The 15,278-nt window shown below is 44.8% G+C and carries 11 protein-coding genes; 10 read left to right on the top strand and 1 reads right to left on the bottom strand.

Features of this window, described 5'->3' with window-relative positions:
• Window positions 1-35 precede the first annotated feature (35 nt).
• The gene (locus tag L1D15_RS20045) at window positions 36-932 is read left to right on the top strand and encodes a response regulator (RefSeq protein ID WP_239838774.1); all 897 of its coding nucleotides are present in this window, start codon (window positions 36-38) and stop codon (window positions 930-932) included.
• 8 nt (window positions 933-940) lie between these two features.
• Here L1D15_RS20045 and L1D15_RS20050 read toward each other — a convergent pair whose 3' ends face one another.
• Entirely contained in the window at window positions 941-2,572 is a 1,632-nt protein-coding gene (locus L1D15_RS20050) for a hypothetical protein (RefSeq protein WP_239876815.1), read from the bottom strand.
• A gap of 400 nt (window positions 2,573-2,972) precedes the next feature.
• Here L1D15_RS20050 and L1D15_RS20055 point away from each other — a divergent pair, with 400 nt between their 5' ends.
• The 9 genes from L1D15_RS20055 (at window position 2,973) to L1D15_RS20095 (ending at window position 15,250) form a co-directional block, all read left to right on the top strand.
• Window positions 2,973-3,710, top strand: coding sequence for a hypothetical protein (locus L1D15_RS20055; protein ID WP_239876816.1), 738 nt, complete (start codon window positions 2,973-2,975; stop codon window positions 3,708-3,710).
• A complete protein-coding gene (locus L1D15_RS20060; protein ID WP_239876817.1) occupies window positions 3,680-4,063 on the top strand; it encodes a VOC family protein in 384 nt (127 codons plus the stop codon). The genes L1D15_RS20055 and L1D15_RS20060 overlap by 31 nt, the downstream gene beginning before the upstream one ends.
• Before the next feature lie 6 nt (window positions 4,064-4,069).
• Window positions 4,070-5,269: an MFS transporter gene (locus L1D15_RS20065; RefSeq protein WP_239876818.1), complete on the top strand. Its 1,200-nt coding sequence runs from the start codon at window positions 4,070-4,072 to the stop codon at window positions 5,267-5,269.
• A 276-nt stretch (window positions 5,270-5,545) separates the two neighbouring features.
• Complete coding sequence (locus L1D15_RS20070; RefSeq protein ID WP_239876819.1) at window positions 5,546-9,013, top strand: T6SS effector BTH_I2691 family protein; 3,468 nt, start codon at window positions 5,546-5,548, stop codon at window positions 9,011-9,013.
• Window positions 9,014-9,016: 3 nt separating this feature from the next.
• On the top strand, window positions 9,017-9,961 hold the full coding sequence (locus L1D15_RS20075; RefSeq protein ID WP_239876820.1) for a hypothetical protein: 945 nt from the start codon (window positions 9,017-9,019) through the stop codon (window positions 9,959-9,961).
• A 1,212-nt stretch (window positions 9,962-11,173) separates the two neighbouring features.
• Window positions 11,174-12,118: a hypothetical protein gene (locus tag L1D15_RS20080; protein WP_239876821.1), complete on the top strand. Its 945-nt coding sequence runs from the start codon at window positions 11,174-11,176 to the stop codon at window positions 12,116-12,118.
• Between the two features lie 3 nt (window positions 12,119-12,121).
• Complete coding sequence (locus L1D15_RS20085) at window positions 12,122-13,024, top strand: hypothetical protein (RefSeq protein WP_239876822.1); 903 nt, start codon at window positions 12,122-12,124, stop codon at window positions 13,022-13,024.
• A 376-nt stretch (window positions 13,025-13,400) separates the two neighbouring features.
• Complete coding sequence (locus L1D15_RS20090) at window positions 13,401-13,841, top strand: PTS sugar transporter subunit IIA (protein WP_239869811.1); 441 nt, start codon at window positions 13,401-13,403, stop codon at window positions 13,839-13,841.
• 11 nt (window positions 13,842-13,852) lie between these two features.
• Entirely contained in the window at window positions 13,853-15,250 is a 1,398-nt protein-coding gene (locus L1D15_RS20095) for a fructose-specific PTS transporter subunit EIIC (protein WP_239876823.1), read from the top strand.
• The last annotated feature ends 28 nt before the right edge of the window (window positions 15,251-15,278 follow it).

Below are 15,278 nucleotides of genomic sequence, written 5' to 3' on the forward strand. Positions count from 1 at the left end.
TTTAGACAGCCCCCAGCTAGAGTAGAATGCGATTTGTGAAGATCCTGATTGTCGATGACAGTAAAGCCACATTAGAAATTGTTCGGCGAGCGCTGGAAAATTTTGGTTATCGCCGTTTGTCGATCCAGAAAACAGACAGTGCTCTGGATGCCTTAGAGCAAGCTAAGCAATGGCAACCAGAGATTGTGCTCACCGATTGGTATATGCCGGATATGACAGGGTTGACCTTAATTCAAGAAATCAAAAAGCTGGGGTTGGACATCAAGATGGGCATGATCACCACCGTTGATGATCAGTTGCAAATCAATCAAGCCAAGGCGGCTGGCGCCAGTTTTGTACTGTCTAAACCTTTCGATGATAAAGAGCTGCATCGCAAACTTTTGCCGTTGGTTCAGGGGGCAGAAGAAAGCGAGCGGGCATTGGAAAACATTAACGATGTGCAAAAAGAGCTCGCGCTGCCTAAATTGTCTCAGTTGGAAAAGCTGATGAAGCGAGAGGTGAGTGACCGCTTAGTGTTGAATAATATTCGTCAGCAGTCGTTTGATGAAAGCAAAATCCCGTGCCTGCTTGCCGTGTACGAGGATGGCGAAACGCAAAGGCCGCGCGCGGTGGCTATTCTCGACATCTATGCGATTTGCGTTTTCTCTCGCAGTAATTCAGCCATCAGCAAGCAAGATCTCCAACGTGCCATTCATAGTAAATTGGTGAGTAAAGATATTCTCGATACTTGCCAACAGGTATTGGAGAAATCTGCACTGGCGTTTCTGGATAGTAATTCACGTAAAAGCCTGAGATTGAAAAATGTCAGTTTTATACCTTCCGCATTTGAAAAACTTGAGGCCTTGTACAGCAAAGAAGCTGACAAGAGGGTCGACTTTTCTTGTCAGCTTGAAGATATGGCACAAGGCAAAGTGACCTTGATCGGTTTTTAACGCCTAGGTCAGTCTCTCGCAGGTTGGTTAACGTAAATCGGGTTAGAGTAGAACCACAAGTCTTTCCAAGCCATCGCGGCAATATCTGATTGATCCTTATGGAGATCAGAGATTGGATTACCTTGCTCATCTACGTAATTTTCCGTACCTTTTGGCGTGTTTGAACCTCGCAGGCGTAGATAATAAGGATTATCTTGTGCGGGGATTGTAAAGCTCAGTGATACTGTGTTGCCTTCTCTTAACCAGCTTTCGGTTCCGCTTTCGAAGCTCTGGATGACTTTGGCCAGATCTGTGTATGGCTGGTCATACATTTCATCACCGGGTAGCAATACCTGATTGGTAATCGTACCCATAATGACATCGACGAACTCTACGTTTACATCATCGCCGTTATGGTTCTTGTCTGGCATGATGAATTGAATATTTACTGTTGCTGGCAGAGTATGATCAATGGCTTGGCTTCGGCCCATCTCAACTTTTTTGCCATTTTGAGTCATATGGAAATCTAGGTCGGTGATCAGGTCACCATGTGTAGCAAAAGATTTACCGCTTTTAATTGCGTTAATAATACCCTGTGGAGACTCTTCAGTGAGGTACAAGTGGGTTTTGCTGTACTCGCCGGGCCAAAAGTCTTTGAGCATGCTATGAAAGTCACTGCCGACGAAAATCGAGAACTGATGACCTTCTGATAATAAAGCATCCCATGCTCCGCCCACTTTCGCTGTCATATAATCAAAACCGCCATAAGTTGTACCATGGTAGGCTTTGTAGTGTTCACCTTGGGTATTTGTCATCATGATCGGCGTGACCGTTTCATATGAGCCTCGCGCCTCAGGATTACGTTGGTGTCCCGGTGCTCCTTCCATACCAGCAAAGACATCGGGGCCTGTGGCTAACATTTCACGGATAATTTCAATACGATACTCATGCTTTCGAGATGGGTGGTTTAATGTGAAGAAACTGTTTGTTGGGTGGTTTTGTTGCAAGTAAGCTACGCCGTCCAGCATATTTTGCTTGTCGGCTCCACCCTCGGATTGGTCATTAGGGTTGCCCTTAAAGTAATGGTTATGGAAGCTGTTGAGTTCTGCAGAAGTATAATAGCCCTCATCGATAAACAGCGTGGTATGCTCATCCACGTATGGGGCGGTCCATTCCATGCCTTTTAATAGCAGCTTATCGCTAGCGAGTTCCTGTTGACGATAATTGTTCAGATGCTCCAGCATGATATTGGAGTTAAACGCATACTCGCGTTCGTGCTTGGCGTATTCAAAGTTGTCTTTGGCGTAGTCGTGGTTGTGAGGCTCTTGCTGATCTTTCCAGTCTACGATAAATGAGCCTCGGCGAGCCATACGCCACATATTGTCTGAGGAGATTTCAAAACTCTTAAAGCCACCGTGATCGGTCGAAATTAAATAGTCCATTCCGTACTTGTTGTAGCCAATATCCAGCACAGATGTAATTAAGTTATGACCATCAGACGCAGTGGAGTGGATGTGCATATCACCGGTTACCCATCGACCTGAAGGTGCTGGACCAGGTGTTGGGCCGGGTGCTGGGTCTATTTTCGCTTCTTCATCTTCACAGCCTGATAGTAGGGCGAGTGGTAAAAGGAGAGAGGCAGTATGCTTGCGGATTATCATCGTGACTCGTCGGTATTGGTTATCAAAAGCCGCGAGTCTATTTTTGGAATATTAAGGTGAGGTTACGAATATATTTCAACACTCAGACTCATGCTGAATCATCCTTAACATCCGATTAGGGGATAGTGATTAACCATTTTTTGGGGTTATGGCGCGATTACACAGATAGTTGTCATTAATAAAAAGTGCTGATGTGCATTATCCCTCCATACGTATACCTTATTGTTTTAATTGATATTAATGTCAATTTTGGGTGGTGCCGCCATTGGGTTGTTATGTGATTTATCTGTTTTTATCTTAATTAGTGTTAGTGAGTCGAAGTCAGGGCTTTTTTGGTAGTAAAACCCAATGCATAAGGTATGATGCGCATATTGTTTTTTACTGATAACGTTAACAAACCATGGATGTACGTAACGCTGATATGGAAGCGATGTGCCATGTATTCAAACGCTATGTCGAATATATGGGGGTTGATCAGACGGTGTCTTTTTCTCGGGTGGATACACAACTTGAGCAAGTTAAGACGGTCTCGACCAACTACTCATGGCATCTAGCCTATTGGGGTGACGAGTTATATAAGAACCTGCATTCACGCTTAAAACCGGGTATTAACTTGTGGAATAGCCAAGGCGCCCAAAACTTCCGTGAATCAGCGCAAGCGAGCCATAATCGCGTCGATATAGTCACCAACCAAGGTTCGCAGTACGACATCCTTTCGATTTCTTTGCCTATCACGCCTTTACCCTGTGACGTGGTCAGTCAAGCGATTGCGTTCCGTCCTAAGGTCAATCATCTTGCTCTTGAGTGTTGGAGTGACAAACCTATCCAGATCCCGATTGATAGTTTGTCAGTCACTAATACCGCTCAGTCGAATTATGACGAAGAGAAGCCGTATGTGTTTGGTAACCTGACGCTGACACGGGATGAACTGACCAGCGTACGTTACTTTCTCGAGATGAAAACCTTTCAAGAAGTGGCTGTACTTCGCGGCTGTCAAGAAGCGGAAGAAGCGCACCGAATCTATACCATCAAGTGCAAACTTGGCTGTGAGAATCAGCCCGATTCGGTATTTTTTAGAAAACTGGTGGAACACGGAGTGACCGTCGCATGTCTGGACAGTTTCATCACGTATCGCTAACGGTCAGCGACTTAGTTGCCAGCCAAGATTTCTATGCATTGTTTGGTTACCAGCTTGAACGACGTTATCGGGATGAGCAGGTCACCATTCATATGTTGGAAAACCAAGGCTCGAGAATCGAGCTTTTTCATTTTTGTGGGGATGTTTCAGCCCCAGTTCCTGAATCATTGATCGCGTTAAAAAGAGTGGGCATCACTCACTTCGCTTTACGTGTCAATGATCTTGAAGCCTTTCATAGAAAATTATCGGAAGTCACCAACATCACTACTATTTACAACGCTAGGCTAGGTCGTTTCCGTTACTTTTTCTGTTCAGACCCCGATGGAAATCAATTAGAACTTATAGAGGAGTAAAACAGAATGTCACTCACCTGGAAACAGCGCACCAGTGCTGTCCTTGGTAATGCCATGGAGTTTTATGATATCGCTGTATTCGCATCGATATCTATGTACATTTCCCAGCTATTTGCCACCCAAGGCATTGAACACTCAGAGCTGGTGGTGTGGGGCGTATTTGCCCTGCGATTTTTGATCCGACCTTTTGGTGGCGTCGTGATAGGTCGTTACGCCGACAAATATGGCCGTAAGCGTGCGCTGGTTTTTTGTAATTTGCTGACTGGTCTAGCAACTGTCTCGATGGCGTTTGTCCCTGTGGATACTGTTGGCCAGTATGTGGTGGTGGTGTTTTTATTCTTCCAAATGATTCAAGCGTTTAGCTTTGGTGGCGAATACCCAACCCTAATCAATTACCTTCTGTACGATGCGAAGAAATCAGAACGCTCACGTGTGAGCAGCTTGATTGTTGCGAGTTCCATTGTTGGTGTCATCATTTCTCTCCTTATCGTAGCAGGCTTAGAACACTATTTAACGGCGGAAGAGATGAGCGCTTGGGGCTGGCGAGTACCGCTGCTAGTGGGTGTTGCGAATATCATGGTAAGCCTGTATTTGCGCTTGTCTCTACCAGAATTACCGAAAGCTGAAGCGGTGGCGAGTAAGTCTAGTCGTCAGATTGTGGCCAAAGTGTTTTGTATCTCCATTCTCGGTGCGGTGGTGTTTTATGTGCAGAACCTAGCCAGTGGTATCTTGGGTAAAGCAATGGGTATTGAGAACCTGGCGCTGATCAACTCGTCAGTACTGGTGGTATTGCTGTTCGTATTTTCCTTTGTTGTCGACAAACGCTCTTCACCTCAGCAAGCGTTCAAAGTCGGAGCGCTGTTTATGCTGTTTGCAGCGGTCCCCTTGTTTGCGCTGCTTGGTTCCAGCGAATTTATCTGGCAAGCGTTAGCAGTGTTGGGGATCAGTGCTTTAGCCGCGATTATTTTGGGTAACCTCGCCGCACTCCTATGGCAGCAATCCGCTAACCAAACCACCAGCTTAGGTATTGGTTACAACATTGCCTTGTCTATTTTTGGTGGTTTGACGCCGCTGATTGTGACAGAAGCGATGTCGTTCAGTTCTGCCTATGTCGGGGTTTATGTGGCGATAGCGACATTGCCGGGGCTTACGGTGTTGTATCGCTTCAGTGCTGCGGTGCACCAAGAGCCCATTCAGTCGGCATAGCAATTCAACGGTTTTAATAAAGGCTTTAAGGCGATGTACTTAGAGCCTTTGTTTTAAGCGATAGCTTTGAATTGAACCGTTTAAAGTGAATAAGACGACAACCAAAAATTGAAGGTTGAACACAAGAAATTGGAAGATTTTCCAATTTTTCGTAATTGATGAGACGTAAAAAACTCTAACCTTTTGAATATATTAGAATATTAAAGTGGGCGTACTTTTTGCTTGGTTTGCGCTCCAGCCTTGAGGTTAGCCTTGTTCCAATGACAGAGTAAAAAGATGAGTAAAAGCCTGCCACTACCCCCTAAAACGTCAATGTTTTGGGTTGACCATGCCTATTCTTGTGAAGAGGCGACGGCTGCCTATGAAGCGGATGGCAATTTGTTGTCGTTCGCTGAGGTATCCGAGAATCCGTCTGATGATGTTGCAGGCTCTCCGCCTAAGCACAGTATGTTCTGGGAAGGGGGGACGGAAAAAATTGAGCCGCCTGTCCAAAAAGAGCCGGAGCCGCGCAAGTTTACCAAGCCAAAAACATCAAGCGAAGCGGCGCCCGCTCACTTTGTTCCCGTGCGCTACGCCTTGGACCAGTTAGAGTCTGAAGACACACAATCATTTGGCCTGCCGGAACATTGGCGCGGTCAAGGGCCTGCACGGTTGAACACACTCAGTTACACCCTAAGGCAGCTAAGAGATGGCTGGCTGTATGTCTACGATGCCAAACAAAAAACGCTGGATGAGTATGAGGTGAAAGGTGCTCAATTCACCTATTACAAACTAAGTGAAAGTGAAGACCCACAATCATCGCAGCGGGGTAGCCCTCAAAAAACTTCTCCCTTCCTCAGTTATTCTGAGGACAGTGTGCTGTCACTGTGTTTTTCAGAGCACCGTTGGACATGGACCATGTACTTAAAGGTTCTGGACAATGCAAGCTCCCACATTGGTCGGATGCAAACCGTTGTGCTTATGCCTAATGACCACCAGCGTCATATCAGCCCGATTGAGAACCTCACCGAGGTGGCTGACATTGAAGCGTCTGCCATAGAAGATGGGCGCTTTGCACAGTCCTGCGTGGTAACGATGGCCGATGATGCCTCTAGCACTATCAAGCCAGTTGCGGTTGAAAGCGACATCACCGGTGCGTTACCTGAAGATGAGGCGGCTTATTTTGTCGCGGTCACAGATCATGCCGCAGATGTCCGAGATATGGCGATCCATTTTGCCAGCATTGCTAGCCCTTATCGGCTGTTTACCGAGCAATACGCCAGCCAATGGCAATTGATGCAGACGGCGATGCAATTGTGTTTGTTTGGGGCCAGCGACAAGATCGATTTTCCCTACCGCGTTAGAAGCAAGAGTCAGCAACTCGAGTTTTATCAAAAGATGGGGGAGTATTATGACAATCTTGGTATGTTGGAGCTCACCCAGCAATCGCAAGGTCCTATCGTAAAAGGAATGCCTTCGACGTTTTCACAAGGGGATATTGACTATTACCAACACCAGACCACGTTAGTGGCGGAGTCGATTCAAAAAGAATTTGGTATTTCAGCCTCACAATTTGGTCGCTACGAGCAGTGGATAGCTACGGATCGCTGGCGTAGGCAGCTGAATTGGCAACAAATGCTCAGTGAAATGCAAGCGTTATCTGAGCAGAAGGAAGCGATGTTAGCTCAGGTTGTAGCCGCTAAGCAGGATTTTATCGCCGCACTGGAAGCATTGTCGCCACACCACCTTGAGCAGATATTCGATTTATACAGCGAAGAGACGCAATGGAGCCTTAGCCAGCTTCACCTTGAAGCAGTCGAGTCTTTCAGTTTGGTGATAGAAGAAGACGATAGAGGCTGGGCGGAAAGTCAGTGGTCAAAACCCACCAGTATGTTGCCACTTTATACAGCGGGCTTCAGCCGAAGCATCTATAAAAAGCTGGAAGGGGCGTTACCGTCGCCACTTGAGGTCAATAGTGAATCTCAAGAAGGCATCATGGAGCATGTATCGGCGTGGAGCAATCGCACTGGTATGTATGCCAAAATCATCGACTTTATGTCGAACCCCAACAGTTCGGAGACCATGATCCTTAAAGATCTAGCGCAAGGCTTCCAAGAGTTGGATAAAATCTTTAAGGCCGCGGCGAGCGCGGCAATGCGGGGTGTGGCTGAGTTTTCATTGAGCTATAGTGCTCAGGCCTCTTCGCTACTGATGGCTACTCTTTCTAAGCCCATGCAGCGCCACCATTTCCACTGGCGTGCTGCCTTCGCTGAAATCGTCGCCCATGCCACTGCTGTGACTATACCTAATGACTATGCGGCCAAGTTTGCAGATTGGCGTGAGCGTATGAATCAATCTCACAAAGAGTTAAAACTGGTCAACCAAGAGCTTGCTGCCCAACGCAGTAACAAGGTATCAAGCAAACAGCGCCAAGCCTTGCTGGACAAAAAACGTCACCTACAAAAAGTGGTCAATGCCAATGCCTTGGGGTATCCGCAGCGGATTGTGCTGGAAGGTAACCTAGTGCAGCGCACATTAGAGTTGCAGCGCAAGATCTTGAACAATCAAGTCAAAAATCTGCATACCTTATTTGAAAATGTCGGGGGCCTAAGTTTTCTGGCTTTTCTCTTTAACGCCATCGCGCTCGGGGATGCAATCATGACGATTGAAGAAACCGGGCTGATGTCAGAGGATGACTTTCTTGATGTGCAACAAAAGCTGTTTTATGTCGCAGCAGCATGGACTGGGATACGGACAGGGGCGCTATGGAATAATGTAAAAACAGAAGGCCAGCTTAGAACTCACTCGATGAAGTCATTGCAACAGTTGGTAGATAAAAAGGCAGAAGGTTTTACAGGCTTAGCGGTTGATGATCTTAAAAGGTTTAATAAGTGGTTAGCCATCACCGCAAGCTTTGGTATGTTAGCTTCTGGGATTGAAGCCTATCGCTCTTTCGAGAAAATAGATCAAGTCCATGGCAGTGAGAAAGTTTTGGAAGTGATTAACTTATCTGCCTTGGTCGGTATGTCAGTAATTGGAGCAGTGCAAGCCTTTGGTGGTTCAACGGGGCTGCTTTCTGTCAACCTCATTTTTGGTGGGCCAGTAACAGCTACGCTTTTAGCCCTGACCGTTACGTATATCTGGGTCAACTCCGCTCTTAGTGGGTTAAAGCAGGATCAATATCAAAAGTGGCTGGATCGCTTACCTTGGGGTTATCATCCTGAACGAGCGCGTTGGAGCCAAGCTGCGACGCTAGCAGAGCGAGAACAGCAGGATCGTCAACTGGTTCAAGAGGCCTTATTTGATCTGCACAGTATTGTTCAGCAGCCTACGGTATATCATAAGCCGATTGAGCAAGTGCAAGCCTTCAATAGGTATACTCATAAAACGTTGGTAGGGGTTGAAGTGCATATTCAGCTGCCCAATTCGGTGGCTAAGCAAGGGGTAATACTGCGCACCAATACCCAAGCCAGTGCAGAAGAGCTTACTGCTGGGCGTTGGTACCCAAATGCGGAGATAGAGAGCTTAGCCGCCAGCGCGACCCAAGATAAAAGCGTGTACAGTGTGACGCTACCAGTCAGTGACAATATGCAGTATTTGGCACTGCAAATCAGCTACCCAAGCGAGGAAGGGGAGCGTCACTACTGGTTGCAACATGCGATTAAACAGACCGCTTCTTACAGTGTGATTTCAGAGAGCAGCAAACAAGCGGTCATCATTAAGACGCTAAGCGATACGCAAGGCGAAACCGTGTTACAGGAGTAACCCTTGGCTTATTTACCCTTTTATATAACTCCAGAAGAGTTTACTGAGAAGCAAAAGCAGCAAGAGCAGGAGATTGCCTCTGGTTGCAATCAGATAAGTTGGCATAAATACGATATTGAAGAGTCTTTTCGTTATTTGTACTTGTGTTACGGACTGGTTCCTCTTGTTCCTCTTTTTATTCTTACTTATGTGTTATTTGATCGTGATGAGATATTTTTAAATGTCATGATGATTGGTCTATCCATATTGATGTCAGGTGTATGTTACTTAACGTTTGGCCTTGACTATCGTTATGACTATACACTTTCAGATAGAGGGTTAGTGGTAAAAAAACGGCGTAATATGCCACGATGGGTCAACACTGCTGCGCAAGTGATGGCATGGTTTGGAGCGGTTTTTTGTGTCGTTATGGTTGCCACAGTCGGCCCTATGGTTCTTGCCGGTGCGGGCGGGTTGATTTTACTCTCTTTTGGTATGCTCAAACGCCAGCCGGATGAAGAAGCCGAAGTACGAATTGGGCATAGTGAAGACTGGTTATTTGCTTACTACAATAAAAAACGTAAAGTTATACAGTTTTTTCATAAGTTTGATCTGTGCTTTTATCGTGATACGGATAGAACAAAGGTCTTCCGCTCCAACAGTAGAGGTGACAGCTATCTATTTTTTAGATCTCAGAATGAATTGGAAGGTATGTTAGAGAGGCTATCTAATCAGTACCAACTAGAATGTATCGAGGTTGTTGATCATAAAGAAATATTTACGGCCAAGGTTGAACCGAAGTTGGCAGGGATTCCCACCCGTTATCTTGAGTTTTCAAAGGCAGAGCTAGACAGTATTAAAGCGAGAAAAGAACCACCACCAAGATGGAAATACTTGTGCGATGGTCAGTGGAGGACTAAAGCTGAAATAGAGCGACTCCAAAACCAGCCACTGGCTGCCGGGGACTAACCCTTGGCTTATTTACCCTTTTATATAACTCCAGAAGAGTTTGCGGAGAAGCAAAAGCAGCAAGAGCAGGAGATTGCCTCTGGTCGCAATCAGATAAGTTGGTATAAATACGATATTGAGGAGCCAAATAGATATCACAATATATTNTAACCCTTGGCTTATTTACCCTTTTATATAACTCCAGAAGAGTTTGCGGAGAAGCAAAAGCAGCAAGAGCAGGAGATTGCCTCTGGTCGCAATCAGATAAGTTGGTATAAATACGATATTGAGGAGCCAAATAGATATCACAATATATTGATGAGCCTCGTACCTATTTCTTTATTGTCGGTGATGCTGGGTTATTTTTGGCTTGCTAGTGGCAAAGATGCCTTTATGGGTTTTGGTTCCCTTGTTCTTTTGGTGTTTGGCTATGGCTATTGTTATTTACTCTTTGGTCTTGATTATCGCTACGATTACCAGCTCTCTGAACTAGGCTTGGTTGTGAAAAAGCGGCGTAATATNGCTAGTGGCAAAGATGCCTTTATGGGTTTTGGTTCCCTTGTTCTTTTGGTGTTTGGCTATGGCTATTGTTATTTACTCTTTGGTCTTGATTATCGCTACGATTACCAGCTCTCTGAACTAGGCTTGGTTGTGAAAAAGCGGCGTAATATCCCCCGTTGGGTGAATAGTGCCTCTCAAGTGGCAGCGTGGTTTGGTGCCATTGTGTGCATTTTTGCAGTATCAGTGGCAGGCCCTATGATTCTGGCTGGTGCTGGTGGGCTAATTTTGCTTTCTTTCACCGCATTGAAGCGCCAGCCGGATGAAGAAACCGAAGTACGAATTGGGCATAGTGGAGATGGAATATGTGCCCGTTTTCACTCTAAAAGAAAAGTGATCGAACTATTTTACAAATTTGATGATTGTGATTTCGAGGATTTGGAAAAAACGCTAGTGTCCCGATATCACTCAATAGGTAAGTCCTATTTATTTTTTAGCTCACAGGAACAGATGGCTCAGGTAATAAAACTTCTGTCTAATGATTGGAATATATCTTGTGAGGAAGTGAAAGAGGCGAAAAATATTTTTGGTATAAAAAATTTACCAGAGGCTTTTTTAAATACGCCATTTAGGGGGGCAACTTTTCCTGTCGATGAGGTTCAATCACTACGCTTATCTAATGCGCCATTACCAGAACAGCGTTACTTCGAATCTTTAAATACAGACCACTAACCCTTGGCTTATTTACCCTTTTATATAACTCCAGAAGAGTTTGCGGAGAAACAAAAGCAGCAAGAGCAGGAGATTGCCTCTGGTCGTAATCAGATAAGTTGGCATAAATACGATGTTGAAGAGCCTTTTCGTTATTTCAATTATTGTATATCTATTGCTGTTAGTTCTCCTGCTTACCTTCTTGCCTACGTGCTTTTTGAGCGTGGTGAAACTTTTTTTAATGTATTGATGTTCGGACAGGCGATTTTCTTATCCGGCCTTGCTTACCTTATGTTTGGCCTTGATTATCGTTATGACTATACGCTTTCAGAGAGAGGGTTAGTGGTAAAGAAACGGCGCAATATGCCACGATGGGTGAATAGTGCTGCGCAGGTGATGGCATGGCTGGGGGCGGGTGTTTGTATCTTTATGGTTGTCACGGTTGACCCTATGATTCTTGCCGGTGCAGGCGGGTTGATTTTACTTTCTTTTGGTATGCTCAAACGCCAGCCGGATGAAGAAGCCGAAGTACGAATTGGGCATAGTGAAGACTGGTTATTCGCTTACTACAATAAAAAACGTAGAGTTATACAGTTTTTTCATAAGTTTGATCTGTGCTTTTATCGCGATACGGATAGAACAAAGGTCTTCCGCTCCAACAGTAGAGGTGACAGCTATCTATTTTTTAGATCTCAGAATGAATTGGAAGGTATGTTAGAGAGGCTATCTAATCAGTACCAACTAGAATGTATCGAGGTTGTTGAGCATAAAGAAATATTTACGGCCAAGGTTGAACCGAAGTTGGCAGGGATTCCCACCCGTTATCTTGAGTTTTCAAAGGCAGAGCTAGACAGTATTAAAGCGAGAAAAGAGCCACCACCAAGATGGAAATACTTGTGCGATGGTCAGTGGAAGACTAAAGCTGAAATAGAGCAACTCCAAAACCAGCCACTGACCGCCGAGGAGTAACCCTTGGCTTATTTACCCTTTTATATAACTCCAGAAGAGTTTGCGGAGAAGCAAAAGCAGCAAGAGCAGGAGATTGCCTCTGGTCGCAATCAGATAAGTTGGTATAAATACGATATTGAGGAGCCAAATAGATATCACAATATATTNGCTAGTGGCAAAGATGCCTTTATGGGTTTTGGTTCCCTTGTTCTTTTGGTGTTTGGCTATGGCTATTGTTATTTACTCTTTGGTCTTGATTATCGCTACGATTACCAGCTCTCTGAACTAGGCTTGGTTGTGAAAAAGCGGCGTAATATGCCCCGTTGGGTGAATAGTGCCTCTCAAGTGGCGGCATGGTTTGGTGCCATTGTGTGCATTTTTGCAGTTTCAGTAGCAGGTCCTATGGTTCTTGCTGGTGCGGGTGGGCTAATTTTGCTTTCTTTTACTGGGTTAAAGCGTCAACCGGATGAGAAAGCAGAGGTACGAACTGGCTATCGTGAAGACTGGTTATTTGCTCAATACAATAGAAAACGAAAAGTATTAATACTCTACTTTAAATATGATACCTGTCGCTATACTGATGTAGCAAAGACAAGCGTAGTGCGTAGCCATAATCGTGGTGGTAGCCACCTCTTTTTTAAGACCAATGAAGAGATGGATACGGTTATCGATCAACTTACTCAGTATTATTTTATTGAGTGTGTTGAAATTGAAAATCATCGTGACATGTTTGGCATAGAGTGCTTCAAACCTTCTAAGCTACTAGATACCCCGTCTAGGACTAAGCTTTATCCAGTCGCTGAAGCTATGGAATTGAATCGGACTAATGCTTCTCTTCCTGATTGGAAGTACCTTTATCAGGGAAAATTTCGTACTAAAGAAGAAATCACAAAACTACAAAGCCAGCCACTGACTGCTGGGGAGTAACCCCTAGCTTAGTGACCTCTTTCTTGGTCACTATAAACCAAGCAGCTTTAAACTGAGTGATTTTTAAACCACGCAAAGCTTTAACTCACAAAGCTCTGTGTGGTCTATAGCGCTGACGCTTTACCAATCTATACATGGCCATTTTCTGGTTTTGTTCCCCCCAACAATGATTCCACTCGACCTCTGGTCATTAGCGAAGAGTCGAGGTTTGTGATAGCCCTATCATTTTTCCCATGCCTATTTCGAGCCTTATGACATTGCTCACAATAGAGTTTAAGTGATACAAAAATATAGTTATTGGATTTTTTTTGCTATTTAAGAAATATCCGACATTCTTTAAATTTAACTCATTACTTCAGCACCAATGAGTTAAATAATGATTACAGAACTAACTAACGTCAATTTAATTAAAGGAAAGCTTCAGGCCAACAATAAAAAAGAAGTTTTTGAAGAGCTTTCCAGCATGCTATTTGAAAATGGCAACATTAATAGTAAAGAGAATTTTTTATCTGATATTGAAGCACGTGAATCATTAAGCGTGACGTCAATGGATGGTATTGCTTATCCCCATTCGAAAAGTAAAGCGGTGGTTAACCCTGCTATTGCGGTTGGTGTCAAGCGTGAAGGTATTGATTACGCTGATGAAGAAGGTGTTGAACCAACAGTCTTTTTTATGATCGCTTCTCCTGATAATGGTGCAGATCATCATATCTATGTCCTCCAAGAACTATTTGGCAAGTTTAGCGAAGAATTTATTGGAGAAATTCATAACGCACAAGACGAACAACAAATATTAAATGTTTTAATTAATTCTTAAGGCGTGAAATTATGACGGCAATTATAGCTCAAGAAAATAATAGTAGTGACTATAAAAAAATATTAACTACGATGAAAGGCCATCTTTTATTTGGTACTTCACATATGTTGCCATTTATTGTGGCTGGTGGTGTACTACTCGCTCTTGCAGTAATGGCATCAGGTAAAGGTGCGGTGCCAGCAGACGGCCTATTAGCTGATATTTCTAATATCGGTATTAAAGGTTTGGTGCTGTTTCCTATTATTCTTGGTGGCTTTATCGGTTACTCAATTGCTGATAAACCGGCATTAGCACCAGCGATGATCGCTTCTGGCATTATGGCTGATATGGGCGGTGGCTTTCTTGGCTGCATCGTAGCGGGCTTCCTTGCTGGCGGTGTCGTGCTTCAGCTTAAGAAGATACCGCTTTCTACCAACATGACCGCGTTGGGTGCGTACTTTATTTACCCTCTTCTTGGCACACTGATCTCGGCGGGTATTGTGCTGTGGGGGATAGGTGAACCTATTAAGGTTTTCATGGCGTCAATGAATGAGTTCTTGGCTTCAATGGCTGGGGCATCAAAAGTAGTGCTGGGAACGATTCTGGGTGCGATGACAGCCTTTGATATGGGCGGCCCAATCAACAAAGTAGCAACACTGTTCGCTCAAACCCAAGTGGATACTCAGCCTTGGCTAATGGGTGGCGTTGGTATCGCTATTTGTACGCCACCACTGGGTATGGCACTTGCTACCTTCCTATTTAAGAAAAAATTCACCAAGCAAGAGCAAGAAGCGGGTAAAGCGGCAGCAATCATGGGCTCAATCGGTATCTCGGAAGGTGCCATTCCATTTGCCGCAAATGACCCTGTCCGAGTTCTGCCTTCGATTGTAGTGGGTGGTGTTGTTGGCTGTGTATTTGGCTTCTTAACCGACGTATTGCTGCATGCCCCATGGGGAGGCCTGATTACTGCGCCTGTATCTAGCAATATTCCAATGTACGTTGTCGGTATCGCATTAGGTTCCATGACCACTGCTCTGATTGTCGGTTTCTGGAAGCCTGTTGCTGAAGAATCAGAAGACGACACGCAAGAAGCTGAGCCTGTTCAGGCAAAATCTGCACCTGTAGCTGGCGAAGGCGAGTATGACATTGTGGCGGTAACGTGCTGTCCTTCAGGTGTTGCACACACCTTTATGGCGGCAAAAGCACTGGAAAAAGCAGGCGCCGCGGCTGGCATTAAAATCAAGGTTGAAACCCAAGGTCAGAACGGCATTCAGAACCGTATTACTGACCTAGATGTTGCCAATGCGAAGCTGGTTATTCTGGCTCATGATATCCAAGTGAAAGATGTTCACCGTTTTGCAAACGCCAAGGTGGTGGAATGTTCAACCAAAGAGGCCATGCGCAAGGCAGCAACGCTGATTAATTCATAAGCATCCATAACGTTAAGCTCCTAATTAA

The organism is Vibrio sp. Isolate25 (assembly GCF_022398025.1).
GTDB classification, from domain to species: domain Bacteria; phylum Pseudomonadota; class Gammaproteobacteria; order Enterobacterales; family Vibrionaceae; genus Vibrio; species Vibrio coralliilyticus_A.